We start from the raw sequence: 22,778 nt of genomic DNA, 5'->3' as shown, positions 1-22,778 counted from the left end.
GCGGGATTATCGGCGCAAGCCGAGTTCGCTGATCAGCGACTGGTAGCGCTGCTGGTCCTTCCCGCGCAGATAGTCGAGTAGCTTGCGGCGCTGGTTAACCAGCTTCAGAAGCCCACGGCGCGAATGGTGATCGTGCTTGTGCGTGTTGAAATGCTCGGTCAAATAACTGATCCGCGCAGACAACAGCGCCACCTGCACTTCGGGCGACCCGGTATCGGCCTCGGCCCGCTGAAACTTGCCAACGATGTTGGACTTATCTTCCATGGTCAGCGACATCTAATAACAACTCCCACCAAGAAAAACGGTTATACGTAGAGGGCGGGCATTCTAGCACGCCTCAAGATCATAATCACATAGAAACGATGCTGGTTACGTCCACGGCAAATCAGCCATCCAGATGCTTGAGTTCCTGCAGCAAGGCTTCGAGTTCTGAACGCAATTGACGCACGATTTGTTGGCTTTGGGTGCTATCTGCCTTGGACTCAGCGCTCTCCAGCTTGAGTCTGGCGCCGCCGATCGTATATCCCTGTTCGTACAACAGACTACGTATCTGGCGGATTAAAATCACGTCTTGGCGCTGGTAGTAACGGCGGTTGCCGCGCCGCTTGACTGGCTTGAGTGCCGGAAATTCTTGCTCCCAATAGCGCAGCACATGCGGTTTCACGTCACACAGCTCGCTAACCTCGCCAATCGTGAAATAACGCTTGGTGGGAATCGGCGGCAACTCGTTATTGTTACTCGCCTCCAGCATAGGCCTCTACCCTTGCCTTGAGCTTCTGTCCGGGGCGGAAGGTTACGACACGCCGCGCGGTGATCGGGATCTCCTCGCCTGTCTTTGGGTTGCGCCCGGGCCGTTGGCGCTTGTCGCGCAGGGAAAAGTTACCAAAACCGGAAAGCTTGACCTCTTCCCCCTTCTCCAGCGCGTCGCTCAATTCCTGGAAGAACATTTCCACGAAATCCTTGGCTTCGCGCTTGTTCAATCCCAGCTCTTCGAACAGGCGCTCGGCCATGTCCGCCTTGGTTAAAGCCATGGATTACCCCCTTGGTATCGCCCCAAGCCTGCCTTCAAGTTCCTTGACGACCCGGCTGATTATCGCTTCGATCATCTGGTCCGTAAGACTGCTCGTTAATCCCTGTAAAATCAAGCCGAAAGCGATGCTTTTTCGACCAGATGGGACGCCCTCACCCGTGTAGACGTCGAACAACTGCAATTCCTGCAGCTCATCGATTGCCAAGCCGCGAATTGTTGCCATCAGCGCTTCGGCAGGCACCGAATCGTCAACCAGCACGGCAAGATCACGGCGTGTAGCCGGGAAGCGCGACAATGGCGTGAAGCGGGCTAGCTTACCCTGACACAAAGGCGTGAGGCGCAGTTCGAACAGCCCGATCGGGCGCTCCAGGCCCAATGCCTTCTCCAGATCTGGACTCAGCATCCCCATCCAACCGATCACTTCGCCTCCCCGCTCGATCCGAGCCGACTGACCGGGATGCAGCGCAGGATGCCGATCTGCCACGAAGACCACTTCTTCCGCACGCCCCGCCAGTGCCAGCAAGGCTTCAACATCACCCTTGATATCGAAAAAATCGATCTCTCGCGATCCCTGCCCCCACTGGAGGGGTTCCACCGGACCATAAGCGGCCCCGGAAATCATGGATTCTTGTTCGTTATCAAGCGATTCCGAGGAAAACCTCAAACCCGTCTCAAATAAACGACCACGACTCTGCTGACGATTGGCATTGTATGCCAGCGCCTTCACCAGCCCCGGCCATAGACTCGGTCGCATTACGGCCAATTCTGCAGATAAAGGATTGCTCAATACGATAGGGGTCGCATCCGGCGCAAAGCGCTTTGCAAGCGATGCCTCAATAAAACTGTAGGCAATCGCCTCGCGATATCCTCGCCCACACAGAAGCTCTCGCAGCCGGTGCACCGAAACAGCAGCCTCCGGTTCGACTACGATGCCAGGCCTAACCGGCATATGACGCTCTGGAATCCGGTCATATCCATGCACACGGACCAATTCCTCGATCAGATCGACCTCAATCGAAAGATCGAAACGATGCGAAGGAGGCACCACACACCAACCCTCAGCCGTTTCGTTAAGCACGCAACCCAAGGCGGTCAACATACCGGCAATCTGCGCATCCTCATAACGCACACCCAGCAATCGCTCGATGCGCGCACGCCGCAGATTGATCGGTACGCGCACTGGCAGGTGCGCCTCCGAACAAACCTCGGTCAGCGGCCCAGGAGCACCACCGCCAATTTCAATAATCAGCGCCGTCGCGCGCTCCATAGCCGTACGCTGAAGCGCGGGATCTACGCCACGCTCGAACCGATGGGACGATTCCGTATGCAAACCCAATGCACGCGCCCGGCCCGTCACTGCATCTGGCGAGAAGTACGCACTTTCGAGAAAAACATCCTGGGTGGTACCGACCACCGCGCTGGACGACCCACCCATAATGCCCGCGACAGCCAAGGCTCCGGCGTCATCGGCGATCACCAATGTGTCGTCACGCAATTCCACGGCCTGATCGTTGAGCAGATCGATCCGCTCCCCCGATCGCGCCATACGCACACGAATGTCACCGCTCAAGCGAGATAAATCAAAGGCATGCATCGGCTGACCCAGCTCGAGCATCACGTAATTGGTAACGTCAACCACCGAACTGATGCTGCGCACACCGCTGCGGCGCAACCGCTCGCGCAGCCATAAGGGAGCCTGGGCGCTGGCATCTACGCCCCGTATCACGCGTCCAACGTAACGCGGACAGGCCTCTGGCACATCCAGGCGCACGTGCAGTACCGCATCGTTCTGTGCCGCCACCTCGATGAAATCCATCGGCCGCAGTGGTGTCGACTCCAGCGCGGACAGCTCACGCGCGATGCCCAGCACACTGAGGCAGTCTGCACGGTTGGGCGTCAAGTCGATCTCAAGCACGCTGTCGTTTAGATTCAGGGCTTCACGCAGATCCTGTCCCAATACGAAGTCTTTCGGGAGTGACATCAAACCATCGCTGGTTTCAGCCAAACCCAGCTCTGCCGCAGAGCACAGCATGCCCTGCGATTCGACGCCACGCAGTTTGGCCGCCTTAATACGCAGATCGCCGGGCAACACGGCACCAACCCTGGCAAATGGAACATACATGCCTGCAAGCACATTCGGCGCACCGCAAACCACCTGCACCGTCTGCCCATCCCCTGCGTCAACCTGACAGATACGCAAACGATCGGCGTCTGGATGCGGTTCGACCGAACGCACTTGCGCGACGACAATCCCACTAAATGGCGGAGCCGCAGGCTCGATACCATCGAGTTCAAGGCCGGCCATGGTCAGTCGTCTGCCCAGAGTCTCAGCATCCTCCGCAAGATCCGGCAACCATTCCTTTAGCCAATGCTCGCTCAAACGCATGCTTGTTCGCCCTGATTAACTGATATTGAATAACTTCGATGAAGCGACTACAGAATGTAGTAGCCGATGCGTTCAACCGAATTGACGCAGGAATCTCAGATCGTTGTCGAAAAACAGCCGCAGGTCGGTCACGCCATAGCGAAGCAAGGCCAAACGCTCGACGCCCATGCCGAAGGCATAACCGGTATAACGCTCCGCGTCGATTCCGACTTGCATGAATACGTTCGGGTGCACCATGCCGCTGCCGAGCACCTCGATCCAACCGGTATGACCACAGACGCGGCAACCCTTGCCACGGCAATGCACACACTCGATGTCGACTTCGGCAGAAGGCTCCGTGAACGGGAAGTAGGATGGACGAAAACGCGTACGCAGGTCCTCCTGCTCGAAGAAGGCGCGCAGGAAATCACCCAGCACGCCCTTGAGGTCGGCAAACGTGATGCCCTCGTCAACGGCCAAACCCTCCACCTGATGGAACATCGGGCTATGGGTGAGATCCGAATCGCAGCGGTAAACCCTGCCAGGGGCAATAAACCGCAGCGGCGGCTCCTGATTCTCCATCACACGAATTTGCACAGGTGACGTCTGCGTGCGCAGTAGGCGTCCATCAGGGAAATAAAAGGTGTCGTGCATAGCACGCGCGGGATGATTGCTCGGGATATTGAGAGCCGCGAAGTTATGGAAATCATCCTCAATTTCCGGACCTTCCTCGGTCACGAAGCCAGCTTGGGCAAGCAATGACTTGATGCGCTCAATGGTCCGCGTCAGCGGATGCAGGCCTCCGACTTCCTGGCCGCGTCCAGGCAAGCTGACATCGACGCGCTCTGCATTGAGGCGCGTTCGTAATGCTGTATCTTCAAGCGAAAGCCGTCGGGACGAGATGGCTTCAGCCACCTCCTGTTTGAGCGCATTGATGGCAAGACCCGCTTCGGGCCGCTGATCTGCGGGCAGACCACCCAGACGCTTAAGCTGCTCGGTCAGTATGCCTTTCTTGCCAAGATACTCTACCCGCAGCGCATCTAGCGCCCCCAGATCGCAAGCCTCGCCCACCCGGGACAGGGCTTCTTGCTTCAACGCATCCAACTCCACGCTACGCTTTCCTTAAGCTTAAACCCAAATAAAAAGGGGAAAGGCAGGCCTTTCCCCTTTACGCCCGAAACACGATGTGTGCTTTTACCCCACATCGCGAACCGCGTGGTTCAAGCGGTAACGAGGGCAGCCTTGGCTTGCTCGGCAACACGACCGAACGCCACCAGATCATGGACGGCGAGATCAGCAAGCACCTTGCGATCCAGTTCGATACCACATTTGTTCAGACCATCCATCATACGGCTGTAGGACAGATCGAACTGACGCGCCGCAGCGTTAATGCGCACAATCCACAGAGCACGGAACTGACGCTTCCGCTGGCGGCGATCGCGATAGGCATACTGGCCGGCTCGGGTAACGGCCTGCGTGGCTACCCGGTACACATTTTTGCGTGCGCCGTAATAACCCTTGGCTTGCTTCAGAACTTTCTTGTGTCTCGCATGTGCGGTGACACCACGTTTTACTCGGGGCATTATTTATATCCTCTCGCGCCGATCAGCTATACGGAAGCATGCGCTTGATGGCCGGCGTATCGCATTTGGCGACGAGGCTTATCGAACGCAAGTGACGCTTCCGCTTGGTGCTTTTCTTGGTCAGTATGTGGTTCAGGTGCGACTGGCCGCGCTTGAAACGGCCGGAAGCCGTGCGCTTGAAGCGCTTGGCCGCACCACGATTGGTCTTCAGTTTGGGCATTGCCTTTCTACTCCGCGTCTGCTTGCGCAGGCCACCGGCCTACGACGTTTTCTTGGGGGCGAGCACCATCACCATTTGCCGCCCCTCCATCTTCGGCCGCTGTTCCACGCTAGCCAACTCCCCGAGATCGCCTTCCACGCGACTCAATAACTGCATACCGCGTTCCTGGTGAGCCATCTCGCGACCACGAAACCGTATGGTGATCTTGGCCTTGTCGCCTTCCTCGAGGAAACGCATCAGGTTACGCAGCTTGACCCGATAATCGCCATCCTCGGTGCCAGGCCGGAACTTAACTTCCTTGACCTGAACCTGCTTCTGCTTCTTGCGCGCCTGAGCCGCCTTTTTGCTCTGCTCGAACTTGAATTTGCCATAGTCCATCACCCGGCAAACGGGTGGATCGGCATTGGGCACAATTTCGACGAGGTCCAGTTCGGCCTCTTCCGCCAATCTCAGGGCTTCCTCTATCGATACAACCCCGCGATTTTCGCCCTCGGCATCAATCAGTCGGACCTGACGAACGGCTATTTCACCATTCAGTCGTACGTTCTTCTGCGCGCTGATACGTCGCTCCTCCAATTACACTCAATGCCCGTTTGGCGCAGGCTCTTCGGCGAGCCGCCGAAGGAAGGCATCCAAGGTCATTGAACCGAGGTCTTCGCCTTCTCGCGTGCGCACTGAAACGGTACGTTCGTCAGCCTCACGGTCCCCAACAACCAATAGAAAGGGGACACGCTTAAGCGTGTGCTCGCGAATCTTAAAGCCAATCTTTTCATTTCTCAAGTCATCGATGACCCGATATCCCTGCTCGGCCAAGGTTTCGGTCACCTCTCGAGCAAATTCCGCCTGTCGATCGGTGATATTCATCACCACTGCCTGAACCGGCGCCAGCCAAAGCGGGAAACGCCCTTCGTGATGCTCAATCAGAATGCCAATGAAACGCTCCAGAGAACCGAGAATCGCTCGATGCAGCATCACTGGCGTTCTACGCTGGGAATGCTCGTCGATGTACTCCGCATCCAGCTTGAGTGGCATGTGATAGTCGGCCTGGATAGTGCCGACCTGCCACTCGCGCCCGATCGCATCCTTGAGGTGATATTCGACCTTCGGACTATAAAAAGCGCCTTCGCCAGGCAACTCCACCCATTCAACGCCGCAGCGGCGCAACGCATTGCGCAACGTACCCTCGGCCTTGTCCCAGTCTTCGTCCGAGCCAAGCCGCAAATCTGGCCGCAGGGCGATTTTAACCGAAACGTCGCTGAAGCCGAAGTCGGCGTATACCTTCATCGCCTGTTCGTGGAAGGCAGCAACCTCTTCCTCGATCTGCGCCTCGGTGCAGAAAATGTGACCATCATCCTGAGTGAAACCGCGTACACGCATGATGCCGTGCAGTGCGCCCGAGGTCTCGTTGCGATGGCAAGCGCCGAACTCGCCGTAACGCATCGGCAAATCGCGGTAACTGCGCAAGGCATGATTGAATATCTGCACATGGCACGGACAATTCATCGGCTTAAGCGCGTACTCGCGCTTCTCCGACTCCGTGAAGAACATGTGTTCCTTGTAATTCTCCCAATGCCCGGAGCGCTTCCACAACGACACATCGACAACCTGAGGACTACGCACTTCCTGGTAACCGCATGCGACATAGACGCGGCGCATGTACTGCTCAACCGTATTCCAAATACTCCAGCCCTTGGCGTGCCAGAAGACCATGCCAGGCGCCTCTTCCTGCAGATGGAACAGGTCGAGCTGCTTGCCGATCCGCCGATGGTCGCGCTTCTCCGCTTCTTCCAATTGCCGCAGATAGGCCTTCAGCGCCTTTTTGTCCGCCCAGGCGGTACCGTAGATACGCTGTAGCATCTCGTTATTGGCATCGCCGCGCCAATAAGCGCCAGCCAACTTGGTCAGCTTGAATGCACCCAGCTTGCCGGTACTCGGCACATGGGGCCCACGGCACAGATCGATGAACTCGCCCTGGCTATAGAGCGACAACACCTCGCCGGTGGGAATACTCTCGATAATCAGTGCCTTGTATTCCTCGCCCATCTTGCGGAAGAAGGTGATCGCCTCGGCGCGCGACATTTCGCTGCGCGTCACCGGTAGATCCTGCGAGGCCAGTTCGTGCATCTTGGCCTCGATCGCCTCCACATCCTCGGGCGTAAACGAGCGGGAATACGCAAAGTCGTAATAAAAACCGTTGTCGACCACCGGACCGATGGTCACCTGTGCATCAGGAAACAGCGCCTTCACCGCCTGACCAAGCAGGTGCGCGGTCGAATGCCGAATGACCTCCAGGCCATCCTCATCCTTGGCGGTCACGATAGCGACCTTGGCATCCGCCTCGATCACGTGGGACAGATCGACCAGAAGTCCGTCAACGCGGCCGGCCAGCGCCGCCTTGGCTAGGCCAGCGCCGATATTGGCGGCGACCTCGCCTACGGAAACCGGGGAATCAAAATGACGGTCGCTGCCATCGGGCAGGGTAATCACAGGCATGGCGTTCTCCAAGAGTGACCTATACGAGGGGCCACTGGCCACAAACAAAAGGCTGCAGCATCGCGGGCAAGCTCCCCGGCGACACAACAGCCTTTTTCGAAGCATTGGTAGGCGCGATTGGACTCGAACCAACGACCCCCACCATGTCAAGGTGGTGCTCTAACCAACTGAGCTACGCGCCTGCAAAAGAGCACGCATCTTACCCGCCGCACGGGCTTTCCGCAAGCCCGTGACGGCAATCATTCCACGCCGACATTCACCGCGCCCAGGGCTCGCTCACGCAGCTGATGAATGCGGTCGCGGAGGCGCGCGGCCTCCTCGAACTCCAGATTCCGTGCATGGCCATACATTTCTTTCTCTAGGCCCTCGATATGCTTGAGCGCGGCCTCCGGCGACAGCTTTGCATATGACTCATGCGCCTCCGCCACGCCCGCGCGCTCACGACGCCGATTCTCGCGACGACTGCCCGGATACGCGCCCTCCATCACGTCTGCCACGCGCTTGCTGACACCCTTTGGCACTATACCGTGCCGTTCATTATGAGCGGTCTGCTTGAGACGACGGCGATCGGTTTCGTCGATCGCGCGGCGCATGGAGCCCGTGATCACGTCGGCATACAGAATGGCCATGCCCTTGAGATTGCGGGCTGCTCGTCCGATGGTCTGGATCAATGATCGCTCCGAGCGCAAAAACCCTTCCTTGTCCGCATCCAAGATCGCAACCAGCGACACTTCTGGCATGTCCAACCCCTCGCGCAACAGGTTGATACCGACCAGGGCATCGAACTCACCCAATCGCAGATCACGGATAATCTCGGATCGTTCGACGGTATCGATATCCGAATGCAGGTAACGCACCCGAGCACCATGCTCCATCAGATACTCGGTCAAGTCCTCGGCCATGCGCTTGGTCAACGTGGTAATCAATACGCGCTCGTTGCGCTTGGCTCTTTGCATGATCTCGGACATGACATCGTCCACCTGCCCCGCCACCGGCCGGATTTCGATGAGCGGGTCAACCAGGCCCGTCGGCCTGACCACCTGCTCGACCACTGCACCGGAATGGCTCAACTCATAGGGCCCAGGCGTGGCCGAAACGAAAATGCTTTGTGGTGTCAGTTGCTCGAACTCTTCGAAACGCAGCGGACGGTTATCCATGGCCGATGGCAGCCGAAACCCGTACTGCACCAGCGTCTCCTTACGCGAACGGTCGCCCTTGTACATCGCTCCGAGCTGCGGCACGGTGACATGACTCTCATCGACGACCATCAGGGCATCTTGCGGGAGGTAGTCCAACAAACAAGGAGGCGGTTGCCCCACCCCCCTACCGGATAGATAACGCGAGTAATTCTCAATTCCCGAGCAGTAGCCTAGCTCCATGATCATCTCAACGTCGAAGCGAACCCGTTGTTCGAGTCGCTGGGCTTCGACCAGACGATCCTGTTCACGCAATTCGACCAAGCGCAGCTTGAGCTCGTCCTTGATGTGATCCACGGCATCGAGCAAGGTCTCGCGCGGCGTCACATAATGCGTTTTTGGATAGATTGTCAGTCGGGGGATACGGCGCAAAATCTCGCCCGTCAGCGGATCGAAGTAGGAGAGCTGTTCGATTTCGTCATCGAACAGCTCCACCCTCACCGCCTCGATTTCAGATTCCGCGGGGCGAATATCGATGACTTCGCCACGCACGCGATAGGTACCGCGACGCAATTCGACGTCATTCCGGGTGTATTGCAGCTCAGTCAGGCGGTGCAGGAGCTGCCGCTGATCGATACGTTCGCCACGATTGAGGTGCAACACCATCTTGTGATACGCACCGGGGTCACCCAAGCCATAGATGGCCGATACCGTCGCCACGATGATCGCATCCGGGCGCTCGAGCAGCGCCTTGGTAGCAGAAAGGCGCATCTGCTCGATGTGGTCGTTGACGGCCGCATCCTTCTCAATAAAGGTATCGCTGGCCGGCACATAGGCTTCTGGCTGGTAATAATCGTAATAGGAGACGAAATATTCCACCGCATTGTGCGGAAAGAAGGCCTTCATCTCGCCATAAAGTTGAGCCGCGAGAGTTTTATTTGGCGCCAGGACCACGGTCGCACGCTGCACCTGTTGAATCACGTTGGCAATCGTGAAGGTCTTGCCCGAACCGGTCACGCCCAGCAGCGTCTGGTGCGCCAAACCAGCCTCAATGCCCTCCACCAGCGCGGCAATCGCCGCCGGCTGATCTCCCGCCGGCGAATAATCCGTCTCCAATCTGAACAACTCGCTCATCGCGTCCTAGAGCCCTTATCCCAGCTTGGTTGTTTGAGTATCATATGCAGCTCAGTCTACCCCAATTCAACAGTGGAACCTCCGCCTTGGATATACAACTGGCGCATCGCGTCCAACGCATCAAACCCTCGCCCACCCTAGCCGTCACGGCGCTCGCCGCCCAACTCAAGGCCCAGGGACGCGATATCATCAGCCTCAGTGCCGGCGAACCGGATTTCGACACGCCGAGTCACATCCAGGAGGCCGCCATCGAAGCCATGCACGCTGGACAGACGCGCTATACCGCCGTTGACGGCACCGGCGCCCTCAAGGCTGCCATCATCGGCAAATTCCGCCGTGACAACAGCCTCGCATTCGCGCCGGAACAGATACTCGCATCCAACGGCGCCAAACAGAGCTTCTACAATCTCTGCGAAGCGCTGTTGAATCCCGGTGACGAAGCCGTTATCCCCGCGCCCTACTGGGTCTCATACCCGGATATCGTACTGCTTGCGGACGCCACACCAGTGCCCGTTTTCGCCGGCCAGGAACAGGGCTTCAAGATCACACCGGCCCAGCTCGAGGCGGCAATCACCCCGCGCACGCGCTTGGTGGTCATCAATAGCCCATCCAACCCGACCGGCGCCACCTACAGCGCGTCCGAACTTGCCGGCCTCGGCGAGGTGCTCACGCGCCACCCGCAGATCGTCATCGCATCGGACGACATCTACGAACCCATCCTATTCGGCGATACCCGCTTCACCAACCTGCTCAACGTCTGCCCCGAGCTCGCCGAGCGTACCGTCATCATGAACGGCGTATCCAAAGCCTATGCGATGACCGGCTGGCGTATTGGCTATGCGGCAGGCCCCAAGACGCTGATTGGCGCCATGAAAAAAATTCAGTCGCAGAGCACTTCCAACCCCAATTCGATCGCCCAGGCGGCCGCAGCCGCTGCCCTGGATGGCGATCAGGCTTGCGTCGAAACCATGCGTCGCGCCTTCGAACAACGTCAGCAATTGGTCAGCGAACGCCTCAATGCGCTTCCCGGCATCAGCTGCCTGGCCCCTGCCGGCACCTTCTACGCCTTCCCGAATGTGACCGGCGCAATCAAGCAATTGCCGGGCGTAGAGGACGACATCGGTTTCACGCAGCATCTGCTGGACGCCGCGGGCGTTGCGGTCGTACCGGGCTCAGCCTTCGGTGCGGCGGGCCACATCCGCCTCTCCTTCGCCACCAGCACGGCCAATCTGGAAGAAGCGCTCCGTCGTATAGCGGTCAGTCTGAAGGTGGCTTGACCGTCGTCTGAGGGTCCATTAAGATTCGCCGTCTTGCAATTCCCCAGTAGCTCAGTTGGTAGAGCAGGTGACTGTTAATCACCGGGTCCGTGGTTCGAGTCCGCGCTGGGGAGCCATATAATCAACGACTTACGGCGTCCATGGGGCGCCGTTTTTCGTTTTGGGGCACTTTTGGGACACTCCCACTTAGCTGCCGCGTTTCATACCAGAACCTTTTGCCTCATTCGAATTCATGAGAAATAATCCCTACGCGGTATATGCCGCAATTTAATAAGGGATACCAATGATGAGTTCGTTACTACAGCGAGTTTTGAAAGACCCTGGGCGTTACGCGCGGAGCTCATTCGAGCAGCAGCGTGAATTTGATATGCGGCATATCAGGGACCGCCAATGCGGCAGCGAGCGTAAGTCTGCAGGTTTACAGCCCAGACAACCCGCCCGGCGAGCCCCACGGTCACGAGCGAGGCGCAGCCAGGTACGTGCAAGCCGGTCGTCGCGCGCTTCCTCTGGATCTTCTGACTCTGGCTCTGGCGACCCTGCCCCCTCGCCATCGGCTTCGTCTCCCTCTTCTCACAGCTCAACCGAACCACCTCCCACCCCTCCTCCCCCGCCCCTTCTCTGGGACGCTGAAGATTTAGCACATCACCTTCGCTGTTCAGTAGGCGGCGTATATAACTCCGTTTCCGCTTCCCGCTGGGATTTGGTGCCCCGCCCAGTTCGGATCGGCCGCAATGTTCGTTGGCGGCCGCAGGACGTTCATGACTGGGTCGACGGGCTTGACCGAAGGCAAGGCCGAGGGAGACCAAGGAAAAAGCCTGCAGCGCCTTCTACGCGAGGCGGGGTATGAGTTCTCTCCCAGGTTCAAAACATGACACCTTAACCAGGGAAGGCCTAGCTAAATTTGAGGAGCGCGCACTTGCGCGGGCCAGAAAGTACAAATTGGAGGCTGGGGTTTCGGATCGGGGGATTGCTCCAGCTGATCCATGTCAATTGCCGTTCTGGCCCGCGCCAGTCCGGGCAATTCCGAACGGTTTTTTGAGATCCGCCTTGTTCGGGGTCGTGAGAAAAGGGCGGCGGCGCTATCTGAAGGGCGAACAGATTGCAGCCTTGGATGGAATTGAGATCCGCTATACGGGCGAAAGTCTAGACCAAAGTGACTTGGACGTGTGGGAAAGCGTGCTTCACGCCGTCCGCCTCCAGGAATTAGGGACTGAGTGCCGCGTCACGTCGTACGCCTTGTTGAAAATCATGGGCAAATCAGACACAGGGAAGAACCGGGCGACGCTGCATGAACAGATCACGCGCCTGCGGGCGAATGCACTGGAGCTAACCCAAGGGCGCTACAGCTACATTGGCGGCCTAATCGCTGGGGCGGTGAAGGATGAGGAAACGCAAAAGTGGGTCATCCGGCTGGACCCTGAGTTGCGGCCACTTTTTTCTACTGACCAATTTACCAGGGTCGAATGGGCAGCAAGACACGCGCTGAGGGGACATCAGCTTGCTCAATGGCTCCTCGGATTCTACTCGACTCATGCACAGCCGTTTGCGCTCAAGGTCGCGACGCTCCACAGGCTATCAGGCAGCGAGGCGGCTCGCGTTGACCACTTCCGAGAAAAGTTGAGGAAGGCAATGCGAGCCGTGGAAGCAGCAACTGCTAGCCAAGGCGAGTCATTTATCTTCGAGCTGCGTGGCGAGTTGGTACACGTCAGGAGAAAGAGAAGAAAGCGCAGCGATCAATACCGTTCCAGCAGCGGGGGTAGTACCGTTCCAGCAGCGGGAGGATGCCGTTCCAGCAGCGGGGGCGCTACCGTTCCAGCAGCGGGAGGATGCCGTTCCAGCAGCGGGGAAAGCCATCACGAGAACTTGTCTTCAAGCGAGTGGTGACGGGGCTTTCAGAAGTCGCTGTGGATCACGCTAATCTTATTGTTAATCTATTTCTAATCGCTCGTCTTGCCAGACTCGCAGTCCGCAGGGGGGGCATGCTGCCCCCCCTCCTCGCTCGCTTTGCTCCCTCGCGGACTCGCCCCCCCAGGGGCTGCGTCCCCACGCCTTGCGGGCGCGCTCCCCTGCTCGGTTTTTCAGGTGAAAAAAGCAAAAAAACAATAATTAAAAAAATTTGGATATACCAAATATTACGCACGTTATTTAGAGAAAACACAATGCTACGCCTTACCGTATTCTTAACCATACCGTAAGGCGTAATTAATCTGCTAAATCAAAGCACTAAACCTTTTGCATTCCGCGCCGTACTGATATATAAAAACCGCAATTGTTCACACCCGACGCACCGTTGTGCTCGAATTACTCATAAGTCAGTAGATTAGGGAACAAATGGCGTCGACTTCGGTCATAATTGGGCATGAAGAACGATGGACGGACATTGACCCGCGAGACGCTGGAAGCGATGCGCTTCATGGCGCTGGAGCGGATGGCGGAAGGCGAATCGCCGGCAGCGGTCTCGGCGTCGTTCGGGATGCACCGGACTTGGGCGTACAAGGTACGGCTGAAGGCGCGCGGGCGCGGCCAAGGCAAGCAGGCCCTGCAGTTGCGGCGGGCACCCGGGCGGCGCAGGAAGTTGACCGATGCCCAAGGACGGCAAGTGTTCCGGTGGGTCAACGGCAAGAACCCGCGGCAGTATGGCTTCGACTTCGGTTTATGGACACGCCAGATCGTGCGCGAACTGATCGCACAGCGATTGGGCGTTTCGCTGAGCTTGGCCTCAGTGGGCGCGTTGCTGGCGCGGGTCGGCTTGACTGCGCAAAAGCCACTCCAGCGTGCGTATCAGAGGGACCCTGACGCGATCGAGCGCTGGCAACGGGAAACCTATCCGGCGATTGCCCGCCAAGCCAAGCGGGACAAGGCCGATATCTATTTTTGGGACGAGTCAGGTTTTCGTGCCGACTCGGTGCACGGCAAGACCTGGGGCGCCAAAGGACACACGCCGGTCGTCTCGGTGCCCGGACAACGGCAAGGGATCAGTGCCGCCTCGGCGGTCAGTGCCAAGGGGGCGTTCTGGTTCGCGACTTACAAGGGCGGCTTGAACGGCGACCTGTTCGTGACCTTCCTACAGCGCCTGATGCGCGGCCGACGCAAGCCGCTGCATCTGATCCTCGATAATCTGCCTGCGCACAAGACCCGCGCCGTCAAAACGTATGTCGCCAAGTCAAAGGGCAAGTTGACGTTGCACTTCCTGCCCGGCTATGCCCCCGAACTCAATCCCGACGAGCTGGTCTGGAGTCACGCCAAGCGCACGGGCAATGCCCGCCGGCCGTTGCGTGCCGGAGAACGTCTGGAAGATCGCATCCAGTTTCAACTCGCCAACATGGCCGCACAGCCGAATCTGATCCGCTCGTTCTTCAGGCATCCAAGTGTTGCCTATATTACTGACTGCTGAGTAAAAGCAGCAACGTTAGGAAGGACTAACTATCTCAACAATAGTGGTTAAACGCAAATTTCTGACCACCAATTCCACATCAATTAATTTAGTATAGAACGCGATCATCATCCCCGTTGAAATCGCTGAAGGGTTCTTGCCGGGGGCGACCGTATACGTAGCAGCGCCACTGTTCTGGCCCACGTAGGTACAGTGGACCCCTCCGTCAAGGCAATAACGCATCGAGTTTAAGAGGGTAACCTTTCATGTGCAGCGGAACGGCGCTGCCCCGGTTTTCGGTTTCTTTTTTTGTTGCTATTTTGGGGTGAGATTTTTCTTTCTCTCTGTATTTGTCCACAATCCTTGCGCCGCCGCCAATTGCTGTTCGGTATACCTGATCCGGTGTTTCATAGTCCAGTGACTGGTGCGGTCTTTCCGTGTTGTAAAGCACGAAGTATTCCGTCAATCCGATCAGCAAGTCAGGCATCGTGGCGTAGCCTTTCAAATACACGTCTTCGTGTTTGACGCTGCGCCAGAGCCGTTCCACAAAGATGTTATCCAATGCCCGACCGCGTCCGTCCATGCTGATCGTGATCCCTTCTTTCAACAGCACACCCGTAAACGCTTCGCTGGTGAACTGACAGCCCTGGTCGGTGTTGAATATCTCCGGCGTGCCATAGGCCTGCAATGCTTGCTCCAGGCAGTCCACACAGAATCCGCTATCCAGCGTATTCGATAACCGCCATGACAACACTTTACGCGAGTACCAGTCGATCACCGCCACCAGGTACACAAACCCACGCAGCAGGCGGATGTACGTAATATCCGTACTCCATACCTGATTGGGACGGATCACATTCACGCCCCTTAGCAAATACGGATAAACCTTGTGCTGCGGGTGCGGACGGCTGGTATTCGGCCCCGGCGCCATGCCGGCAAGGCCCAGTATGCCCATCAGTCGCTGCACTCGCTTGCGGTTGATCTTGTACCCCAAGCCACGCAGGTAACGCTTGATCTTGCGGCTGCCGTAAAACGGATGCCGCGTGTATTCAGCGTCAATCAGTCCCAGCAACTTCAATTCCTGCTCGTCCGGTCTTACAGCCTTTTGTGGCGCATAGACCGTTGAGCGGTTGACGCCCGCCAGTTCGCATTGGCGGGTCAGTGCCAGTGGTTCGATGGCACCGACCCATTGCTTGCGTGTTTCTACTGGCTGATCCCGGACTTTTTTTTCAGCCAGTCCAGCTCCATCTTCAATCGCCCGATCTCAGAATACAGGCGCTCCGGACTGGCTGACGGGTCGGCAGGTTTTGGGCCACGCTTGGCATCAAATAAACTCGATGCCTCTTCTTGCAGCAACTTCTTCCAAGCACCGACTTGCGTCGGGTGCACGCCAAATTCCTGGGCAATTTGGCTCACCGTCTTGACGCCTCGGATCGCTTCAAGTGCGACCTTGGCCTTGAACTCATCCGTAAAAGTCTTGCGCTTCGACTCACTCATCACCTGCTCCTCAATTGCAGCAGGTTACCACCTTGATTTATTGTCTGAAAATCAGGGTCCACTATAAGGAGCCGTATTCTTTGCCACCAAACCAAGGCGCGTTGGCGATCTCGCTCTGATTCTTGACTGCGGCATAATCCACAAATGCCATGACTCGTTGGCTGAAATGATGCTCAGCGCCTATAGCCCAAAGCGTGGAATTGTTGTGTGTCCCTTCTGGATTGGACTGATAGACCTGTGTCTTAAACACATTGGATCCCATCGTATAAGCTACGCCAAGCCCATAGACATTGACGGTGGCTTTGGCTAGATTGCCATTATCATAAGCTACGTTCTGTAATGCGCCTAAGTGATTGAGGTGTTCATAAAGCCCAACAAATTTAAATCCACTGACCCGATAAGAGCCAGCCAAGCGTATTGCAGTTTCTGAGTTTGTTGCCTGTGGGTTGGTAGAGGGGTTGTAATAAAGTCCCTTGCCATGGTTTTCGTAAGCCAAACCGATCATCGCGGGGCCCATGGAATACTTGATCAATCCGCTGTGTATAGCAACATTGTTGACACCGCCATCCATCCCGTAGGCTCCCATAGCGGAAAAACCACCAACAGTGGGCGACGAATAGGCGACGGTCTGCGGAGTGCGCAGGTCGAAACCCTTCGTATTGTTGGCGTAGGTCAGTGTTTGATTCGCTGACGCGCCCGTAATGACCTGACCGGAAATCAGATCTCGGCTGTCACCAATCTGGTCACCGAAAAGATCGACGCTACGTCCTAACATTTTCATCGGAGTATCTAGACGACCCGCAATCGCGGTCCCCGTCATGGTACCTGCAAAGGTTATGCGCTATGGCATGCTCGACCGAGCATACGCGGTCTATATACATCCAAACTCAACCCAGCGCAATCGATATAGCTCATAAATAACACAGTGTTGCGTATTAGCAACATTGCGCTGTGATAGTTAAACGCAACGTAAGAATCATGTTATTGATTCAAGGCCAGCATCACCTCGACACCATTGGCCGCCAGAACCTCCAGCGCGCTTGCGCTTGCTGGTTCTGACAACGCATGCGTATCGATGCCCATGAACAGTGGCCCGTCAATGCTATGCGCCTTACGGTATTGGCAGATGGCCTGCGTGATGGAATGCACATGCGCTTCGTTGAACGCTGTGTTCCCGACATGGCCGATGATTGGCGCTTCAGTTGCTGCCTGGCAGCTGCCACGACGTGCGCAACGTCAAAACCAAAATACGCTTCGGCGACCTTGCCCGGCGCTGACAAGCCAAACGTACGCATGCCGAGAATGGCCCCGCGTTGCCCTGCATAGCGCTCCCAGCCCAGCGGCGACACGGCCTCGACCGAGACACGCGCCGTCACCGCTGGCGGTAACACGCTGTCGCGGTAGGCCTCGGATTCAGCCTCGAACAGCTCCCACGATGGCATGCTGACGACGCGGGCCTGGATGCCGTCACGCATCAGTTGTTCCCGCGCGGCAATGCACAACGCCACTTCGCTGCCCGTCGCCAGCAGCAGGAAGAAATGGACCCCGGAAATTGGACAGCACGATAAGTGCTCCCCCAGGTTATGCCGCTAGTCTGGCCGCCGCTATCATAACGCTGATCAAAACCGTCATTGATGAACTGAAGATTGATGTCGTCGAGCAGGCACTCGGATTGGGTGATTCTGAACTGATGACGTTGGTAGAACTTTCTGGTTGACACCAGCCTATTGCGTGAAGCCATGACTATTCGCGACCTGTTATCAAAAACGCTTAGTCTGCGTATTTCGCGTGATTCGGCCACCTGTTTCGCATTTATTCGGCCACCTGTTTCACGGTGATTCGGCCGGGGCAGTCGGAGCGAAGCGACGCAGGGTTTGCATTGTTACTCGGAGTCGGTGGAGACGGTCAAGTTCCTGGCTCGCCGTTTGCGCATTGATTCGCCCTTGAGGGTGATTCGATAGCCGTTGTGCACGAGGCGGTCGAGGATGGCATCGGCTAGGGTGGGATCGCCGATGATCTCGTGCCAGTGCTCGACCGGTAACTGGCTGGTCACGAGCGTGGCGCGCTGGCCGTGGCGGTCGTCGAGCAGTTCCAGCAGATCACGCCGTGCGGTGGCGTCCAGCGGGCCGAGGCCCCAGTCGTCGAGCACGATCAAGTCGGTTTTGGCGAGGCTGGCCATGAGCTTGGGGAAGCGCCCATCGGCGTGGGCGAGTTGCAGATCCTCGAACAGCCTGGGGGCCCGCAGGTAGCGAGTGGTAAAACCCTGCCGACAGGCCTGCTGGGCGAGTGCACAGGCGATCCAGGTCTTGCCCACGCCGGTGGGACCCAGGAGCAGCAGATTGAGACCCTCACGGATCCATTGGCCGGTGGCCAGTTGGGTGATCAGGCCTTTGTCGAGGCCACGCCGGGTGCGGTAGTCGATGTCCTCCAGGCAGGCGTTTTGTTTGAGCTTGGCCTGGCGCAACCGCGTCTGTAGACGGCGATCCTCACGCTCGGTCAGTTCGCGGTCGGCGAGTAGGCCGAGGCGTTCCTCGAAGCTCAGGTCTTCGATCTCGGGCAAGGCGAGTTGGTCACGCAGCGCCTTGTGCATGCCGGTCAGGCGCAGTTGCTGGAGCTTGTCCAGGGTGGGATGGTGCAACATGGTGTGTGTCCCTTGTTGGATGGGTGAAGGATCAGTGGTAGTAGCCGGGGCCACGCAGATGGTCGTGCGCCTCGGGTAAGGACAGTGCCTGTTGTTCGGGCAGAGGCTGGCGATCGAGACCGCGCTTGAGGATCGATTCGAGGCTCTTGTAGCGACAGGCGCCGAGCAGCAGGGCGCGTTGGCAGGCGGCTTCGAGGCGATCCTGACCGAAGCGTTCACCCAGGCGCATGATCCCTAAGCAAGAGCGGAAGCCTTGCTGGGGATGCGGCCGGGACAGGACCTGGCTGATCACCCCGGCGGTGGCCGGACCGCTTTTCTCGGCCCAGCGCACCAGTCGCTGCGGCGTCCATTCGGCATACTCACGGTGGGCCTTGGGCATGTGCGCGGTGATCGTGGTGTGACGGCCCTTGGCCGGGGAGCGTACATGGCTGGCGACGCGCTGGCCCTTGTGGAAGCACTCCAGGGTATGGGCGGTCAGCCGGGCATCGAGCTGTTGCCTGACCAGGGCGTACGGCACTGAGTAGTAATGGCCGTCGACCTCGACGTGGTAGTCGATGTGTACCCGGACCTTTTTCCAGGTGGCGAACACATAGGGCGTGGCGGGCAACACCCGCAGGGCGGGCTGATCGATCTGTTCGAAGGCCTCACGGCGTGTGCCGGGCAGCTTCTTGAACGGGCGGTTGTTGAGCCGCTCCAGCAGGGTCGCGATCGCGGCATTGAGTTCCTTCAACGTGAAGAAGGTGCGATGACGCAAGGCGGCGAGGATCCAGCGCTCGACCACCAGCACGGCGTTCTCGACCTTGGCCTTGTCGCGCGGCTTGCGCACGCGTGCGGGGACGACCGCCACGCCATAGTGCTCGGCCAGTTCCGCATAGCTGGGGTTGAGGTCCGGCTCATAACGGCACGCCTTGCTGACGCCGCTACGCAGGTTATCCGGGACGACGACCTCGCTCACCCCGCCGAGGAACTCAAAGGCCCGCACATGCGCACCGATCCAGTCGGGTAGCGTCTGTGTCCAGGTCGCCTCGGCGTAGGTGTAGTTGGAGGCCCCGAGCACCGCGATGAAGACCTGCGCGGTACGCACCTCACCGGTGTGTTGGTCGATGATCTCGACCGTCTGGCCGGCATAGTCGACGAACAGCTTCTCGCCGGCACGATGGGTCTGGCGCATCACCCGATCGAGCTTGCCGGCCCAACGGCGGTAGTGGGTACAGAACCACGTATAGGCGAAGCCGTCGCGGTAAGCCGCCCGGTACTCTTCCCACAGCAGCATCAGAGTGACGCCGGGACGGCGCAGTTCCTGATGCACCACCGGCCAGTCCGGTAGTGGGCGCGTAGCGGCCGGTACCGCCGACGCGGGCGGGAACAGACGACGCTCGATCTCGGTATCGCTCAAGCCCGCCGGCAGCGGCCAGTTCAAACCCGAGACAGCAAAGCGTCGCTCGTACTCGGCCACGCTGCTGCGGGCGATGCGCACGCTCTCGGCGACCTGGCGGGCGGGCAACTGCGCTTCGAACCGCAGTCGTAAAACTTCTCGAATCTTGCGCATGGACAATCGCTCCATCTCGACCCCTTCGCTCCGTTAAAAGGGTCGATCCTAGTGGATGATGTCCTGCGTCACCCCCTGCCCACGGGGTGGCCGAATGGCCGTGAAACGGGTGGCCGAATGGCCGTGAAACGGGTGGCCGAATGCGCGTGAAATGGGTGGCCGAATCAGCGTGAAATCAGTGGCCGAATGACCGCGAAATACGCACTTAGTCGATAGACAGCGGCAGACAGCCGGCTTTGGCGTGTGGATTTAACCGGTGAATGCAACCGACAGGTGCGAGCGCGGCAGCGGCATCATTCGGTCCACGCGTATCGTGGATTGCTACCGGTAACATCTTGGTGCCCGCGCCGTCGTCCAAATGACCCTCTTGGTAATACCCGCGCCAACGGAACAACTGGTTGGCATTGACATCGTACTGGCGCGAAACTACCGACACGGAGTGACTCTCGTCCATTGTCGTTTTAACCATCTTGAATCGCCCCGGGTTTTGAGGAGGCTTCAACTCTTGAGAGAATGAAGCCATGAACAAGTTGAACAAATTTTCCCCTGAGGTCCGTGAGCGTGCGGTGCGAATGGTCCAGGAGCATCGCGGGGAGTATCCCTCGCTGTGGGCCGCGGTGGAGTCGATCGCCCCGAAGATCGGCTGTTCGGCCAACACCCTGCATGAATGGGTCAAGCGTGTAGAGATCGATGCCGGGTCGCGCGCGGGTACGACCACAGCCGAGGCACAGCACATCAAGGAGCTGGAGCGCGAGATCAAGGAGTTGCGGCGTGCCAATGACATCCTGCGCACGGCCAGCGCTTTTTTCGCCCAAGCGGAGCTCGACCGCAAGCTGAAGTCCTGAACGCCTACATCGACGAGCATCGGGATGCCTATGGGGTCGAGCCGATCTGCCGCGTGTTGCAGGTCGCCCCATCGGCTTACCGGCGTCATGCGGCACGGCAGCGCAATCCGGAACTGCGCAGCGCCAGGGCCAAGCGCGATGAATGGCTGATGCCGCATATTGAGCGTGTCTGGCAGGCCAATATGCAGGTCTACGGTGCCGAGAAGGTCTGGAAGCAGATGAACCGCGAGGACATTGTCGTAGCGCGCTGTACCGTGGAGCGGCTCATGCGTCGCCTGGGCCTGGAGGGCGTACGTCGGGGCAAGATCGTTCGCACCACGACGCCTGACACATCGGTACCTTGCCCGCTGGACAGGGTCAATCGTCAGTTCCAGGCGGATCGCCCCAACCAGCTCTGGGTGTCGGACTTCACGTATGTCTCAACCTGGCAGGGCTGGCTCTACGTGGCCTTCGTCGTTGATGTGTTCGCCCGACGCATTGTGGGCTGGCGTGTCAGCACCAGCATGACCACGGACTTCGTACTCGACGCCCTGGAGCAGGCGCTGTACGACCGACAGCCCAGCTCGGAGGATACCCTGATCCACCACAGCGACCGGGGCTCGCAGTATGTCTCCATCCGCTACAGTGAGCGGCTTGCCGAGGCAGACATCGCGCCGTCGGTTGGCAGCAAGGGCGACAGCTACGACAACGCCCTGGCCGAGACCATCAACGGACTGTATAAGGCCGAACTTATCCATCGTCGAGGGCCTTGGAAGACGCGGGAATCTGTGGAACTGGCGACCTTGGAATGGGTCTCGTGGTTTAACCATCAAAGATTGATGGGACCACTGGGTCATATACCTCCCGCAGAAGCTGAGGCAAACTATTACGAGCAACTCAACCGTCAAACAGCGGTAGCTGCTTAACTTAAACCAAACAGCCTCCGCGATACCCGGGGCGATTCACTTCGGCCAGGGTGTGGTAGCGACGTTTGAGACACTTCCACCGCGCTGGATGGTGAAGGGGGGAGCGACCTCTTCTGGACGACTTTAGAACAAGTTAAAAAGATCGCCGACCAGATCCTCACCGACGGCCATCCCAGCGCCCAAGCCTAGCCCGGTGGTCAATGTGCCCATAAAACCACCGCCGCCTAAGTTGTTGCTCATCCCTCCCCAGCCACGCGTCTGTACCGGAGAATTGGGATGTGTGTCCACCGCCTTTTCCAGTTCCTGGATATGCTGCCCCATCTGTTGCAGTATGAACATCATCTGTTGCTGCTGCTGCTTGAACCCTATCGCGATCTCACGCAGATCCATCGCCAGTTCTCGAGCGCTGGTTGCGTCCGGAACGTTCTGAGGGAGTTTCTGCGCGACCGCCTGCAGGCGCTGCATGACGTCTTGCGCTTGCGTTTGAATCTGTGAAACCTGCTGCTCGGCGTCGTTGTAATCCATCGCGTACCTCCTATTCAGTTGGGTGAAATTATACCCATTTCGGCAGTCGCCGATCCGGCGCCCCGTCAATTGATCGAATGAAGCGCCTAACTAAATCTATTTGGGCGCTTGCGTTATTTACAAGGTCCTGAAAATGGGCCGAAACCCACACACGGAAGAAATGGCCCCGGTAAATTGGACGGTATTTCGGTTTTTTTAAGCGAGT

21 protein-coding genes, 2 tRNA genes, 2 pseudogenes and 1 other annotated feature are annotated in these 22,778 nt (G+C 58.2%); of the genes and pseudogenes, 6 read left to right on the top strand and 19 right to left on the bottom strand.

Annotated elements, in window-relative coordinates; all coding sequences use genetic code 11:
* Positions 1-6: 6 nt before the first annotated feature.
* The 11 genes from rpsO to uvrB all read right to left on the bottom strand — a co-directional run bounded on the left by rpsO (position 7) and on the right by uvrB (position 9,961).
* A complete protein-coding gene (gene rpsO, locus BI364_RS07635) occupies positions 7-276 on the bottom strand; it encodes a 30S ribosomal protein S15 (protein ID WP_070078227.1) in 270 nt (89 codons plus the stop codon).
* A 109-nt stretch (positions 277-385) separates the two neighbouring features.
* Entirely contained in the window at positions 386-751 is a 366-nt protein-coding gene (locus tag BI364_RS07630; protein WP_070078226.1) for a MerR family transcriptional regulator, read from the bottom strand.
* Positions 735-1,031, bottom strand: a complete 297-nt coding sequence (gene ihfA / locus BI364_RS07625; protein WP_070078225.1) for an integration host factor subunit alpha — start codon at positions 1,029-1,031, stop codon at positions 735-737. The genes BI364_RS07630 and ihfA overlap by 17 nt, the downstream gene beginning before the upstream one ends.
* A 3-nt stretch (positions 1,032-1,034) precedes the next feature.
* A complete protein-coding gene (pheT, locus tag BI364_RS07620) occupies positions 1,035-3,416 on the bottom strand; it encodes a phenylalanine--tRNA ligase subunit beta (RefSeq protein ID WP_070078224.1) in 2,382 nt (793 codons plus the stop codon).
* 72 nt (positions 3,417-3,488) lie between these two features.
* Positions 3,489-4,505: a phenylalanine--tRNA ligase subunit alpha gene (gene pheS, locus BI364_RS07615; protein ID WP_070078223.1), complete on the bottom strand. Its 1,017-nt coding sequence runs from the start codon at positions 4,503-4,505 to the stop codon at positions 3,489-3,491.
* A gap of 110 nt (positions 4,506-4,615) precedes the next feature.
* Positions 4,616-4,978, bottom strand: a complete 363-nt coding sequence (rplT, locus tag BI364_RS07610) for a 50S ribosomal protein L20 (protein WP_070078222.1) — start codon at positions 4,976-4,978, stop codon at positions 4,616-4,618.
* A 22-nt stretch (positions 4,979-5,000) separates the two neighbouring features.
* A complete protein-coding gene (gene rpmI, locus BI364_RS07605; RefSeq protein WP_070078221.1) occupies positions 5,001-5,198 on the bottom strand; it encodes a 50S ribosomal protein L35 in 198 nt (65 codons plus the stop codon).
* Between the two features lie 39 nt (positions 5,199-5,237).
* Positions 5,238-5,774: a translation initiation factor IF-3 gene (infC, locus tag BI364_RS07600; protein ID WP_197495944.1), complete on the bottom strand. Its 537-nt coding sequence runs from the start codon at positions 5,772-5,774 to the stop codon at positions 5,238-5,240.
* Positions 5,775-5,780: 6 nt separating this feature from the next.
* Positions 5,781-7,691 (bottom strand): threonine--tRNA ligase, encoded by a 1,911-nt coding sequence (gene thrS / locus BI364_RS07595; protein WP_070078220.1) that lies wholly within the window; start codon positions 7,689-7,691, stop codon positions 5,781-5,783.
* Positions 7,692-7,796: 105 nt separating this feature from the next.
* Positions 7,797-7,873: transfer RNA gene (locus BI364_RS07590), tRNA-Val, on the bottom strand.
* Positions 7,874-7,930: 57 nt separating this feature from the next.
* Complete coding sequence (gene uvrB, locus BI364_RS07585) at positions 7,931-9,961, bottom strand: excinuclease ABC subunit UvrB (RefSeq protein WP_070078219.1); 2,031 nt, start codon at positions 9,959-9,961, stop codon at positions 7,931-7,933.
* Positions 9,962-10,047: 86 nt separating this feature from the next.
* Between uvrB and BI364_RS07580 the strand changes: the two genes are divergently transcribed.
* From BI364_RS07580 to BI364_RS07560, 4 genes are all read left to right on the top strand, one after another.
* Positions 10,048-11,238, top strand: coding sequence for a pyridoxal phosphate-dependent aminotransferase (locus tag BI364_RS07580; RefSeq protein WP_070079960.1), 1,191 nt, complete (start codon positions 10,048-10,050; stop codon positions 11,236-11,238).
* 40 nt (positions 11,239-11,278) lie between these two features.
* A tRNA-Asn gene (locus BI364_RS07575) sits at positions 11,279-11,354 on the top strand.
* 727 nt (positions 11,355-12,081) lie between these two features.
* A complete protein-coding gene (gene trfA, locus BI364_RS07565) occupies positions 12,082-13,122 on the top strand; it encodes a plasmid replication initiator TrfA (protein WP_083251236.1) in 1,041 nt (346 codons plus the stop codon).
* A 475-nt stretch (positions 13,123-13,597) separates the two neighbouring features.
* Positions 13,598-14,632 carry an IS630 family transposase gene (locus BI364_RS07560; protein ID WP_070078216.1) on the top strand — a complete coding sequence of 345 codons (1,035 nt, stop codon included), beginning with the start codon at positions 13,598-13,600 and terminating at the stop codon, positions 14,630-14,632.
* A gap of 325 nt (positions 14,633-14,957) precedes the next feature.
* On the opposite strand, the pseudogene BI364_RS17865 reads toward BI364_RS07560, so the two are convergent.
* The 4 genes and pseudogenes from BI364_RS17865 to BI364_RS18605 all read right to left on the bottom strand — a co-directional run.
* A pseudogene (locus tag BI364_RS17865) lies at positions 14,958-16,108 on the bottom strand (IS3 family transposase); the annotation flags it as partial.
* A gap of 61 nt (positions 16,109-16,169) precedes the next feature.
* Complete coding sequence (locus BI364_RS07545) at positions 16,170-16,928, bottom strand: porin (RefSeq protein WP_083251234.1); 759 nt, start codon at positions 16,926-16,928, stop codon at positions 16,170-16,172.
* Between the two features lie 161 nt (positions 16,929-17,089).
* Positions 17,090-17,257, bottom strand: coding sequence for a hypothetical protein (locus BI364_RS17860; RefSeq protein WP_233279594.1), 168 nt, complete (start codon positions 17,255-17,257; stop codon positions 17,090-17,092).
* Positions 17,258-17,343: 86 nt separating this feature from the next.
* Positions 17,344-17,634: pseudogene (locus BI364_RS18605) on the bottom strand (transketolase-like TK C-terminal-containing protein); the annotation flags it as partial.
* A gap of 26 nt (positions 17,635-17,660) precedes the next feature.
* On the opposite strand from BI364_RS18605, the gene BI364_RS17855 reads away from it, so the two are divergent.
* A complete protein-coding gene (locus BI364_RS17855) occupies positions 17,661-17,825 on the top strand; it encodes a hypothetical protein (protein ID WP_156782663.1) in 165 nt (54 codons plus the stop codon).
* A 165-nt stretch (positions 17,826-17,990) separates the two neighbouring features.
* Here BI364_RS17855 and istB read toward each other — a convergent pair whose 3' ends face one another.
* The 3 genes from istB to BI364_RS07530 form a co-directional block, all read right to left on the bottom strand.
* Positions 17,991-18,749, bottom strand: a complete 759-nt coding sequence (gene istB, locus BI364_RS07540; RefSeq protein WP_070078167.1) for an IS21-like element helper ATPase IstB — start codon at positions 18,747-18,749, stop codon at positions 17,991-17,993.
* A gap of 31 nt (positions 18,750-18,780) precedes the next feature.
* Positions 18,781-20,313: an IS21 family transposase gene (istA, locus tag BI364_RS07535; protein ID WP_083251223.1), complete on the bottom strand. Its 1,533-nt coding sequence runs from the start codon at positions 20,311-20,313 to the stop codon at positions 18,781-18,783.
* A gap of 190 nt (positions 20,314-20,503) precedes the next feature.
* Positions 20,504-20,767: a transposase gene (locus tag BI364_RS07530; protein WP_197495942.1), complete on the bottom strand. Its 264-nt coding sequence runs from the start codon at positions 20,765-20,767 to the stop codon at positions 20,504-20,506.
* A gap of 52 nt (positions 20,768-20,819) precedes the next feature.
* Here BI364_RS07530 and BI364_RS07520 point away from each other — a divergent pair.
* Positions 20,820-22,048, top strand: a protein-coding gene (locus tag BI364_RS07520) for an IS3 family transposase (protein WP_156782661.1) whose coding sequence is annotated in 2 segments (ribosomal slippage) — positions 20,820-21,108 and positions 21,108-22,048 — 1,230 coding nt in all. Because the reading frame shifts where the segments join, the coding sequence is not laid out codon by codon here.
* Positions 21,098-21,214, top strand: a sequence feature (AL1L pseudoknot). It overlaps the preceding gene by 117 nt.
* Positions 22,049-22,171: 123 nt before the next feature.
* Here the strand turns inward: BI364_RS07520 and BI364_RS07515 are convergent.
* Positions 22,172-22,573, bottom strand: a complete 402-nt coding sequence (locus BI364_RS07515) for a hypothetical protein (protein ID WP_070078211.1) — start codon at positions 22,571-22,573, stop codon at positions 22,172-22,174.
* Between the last annotated feature and the right edge of the window lie 205 nt (positions 22,574-22,778).

The organism is Acidihalobacter yilgarnensis, from assembly GCF_001753245.1.
GTDB lineage: Bacteria > Pseudomonadota > Gammaproteobacteria > DSM-5130 > Acidihalobacteraceae > Acidihalobacter > Acidihalobacter yilgarnensis.
The sequence above is the reverse complement of the archived record's forward strand: the minus strand, read 5'-3'. Positions and strand labels throughout refer to the sequence as shown.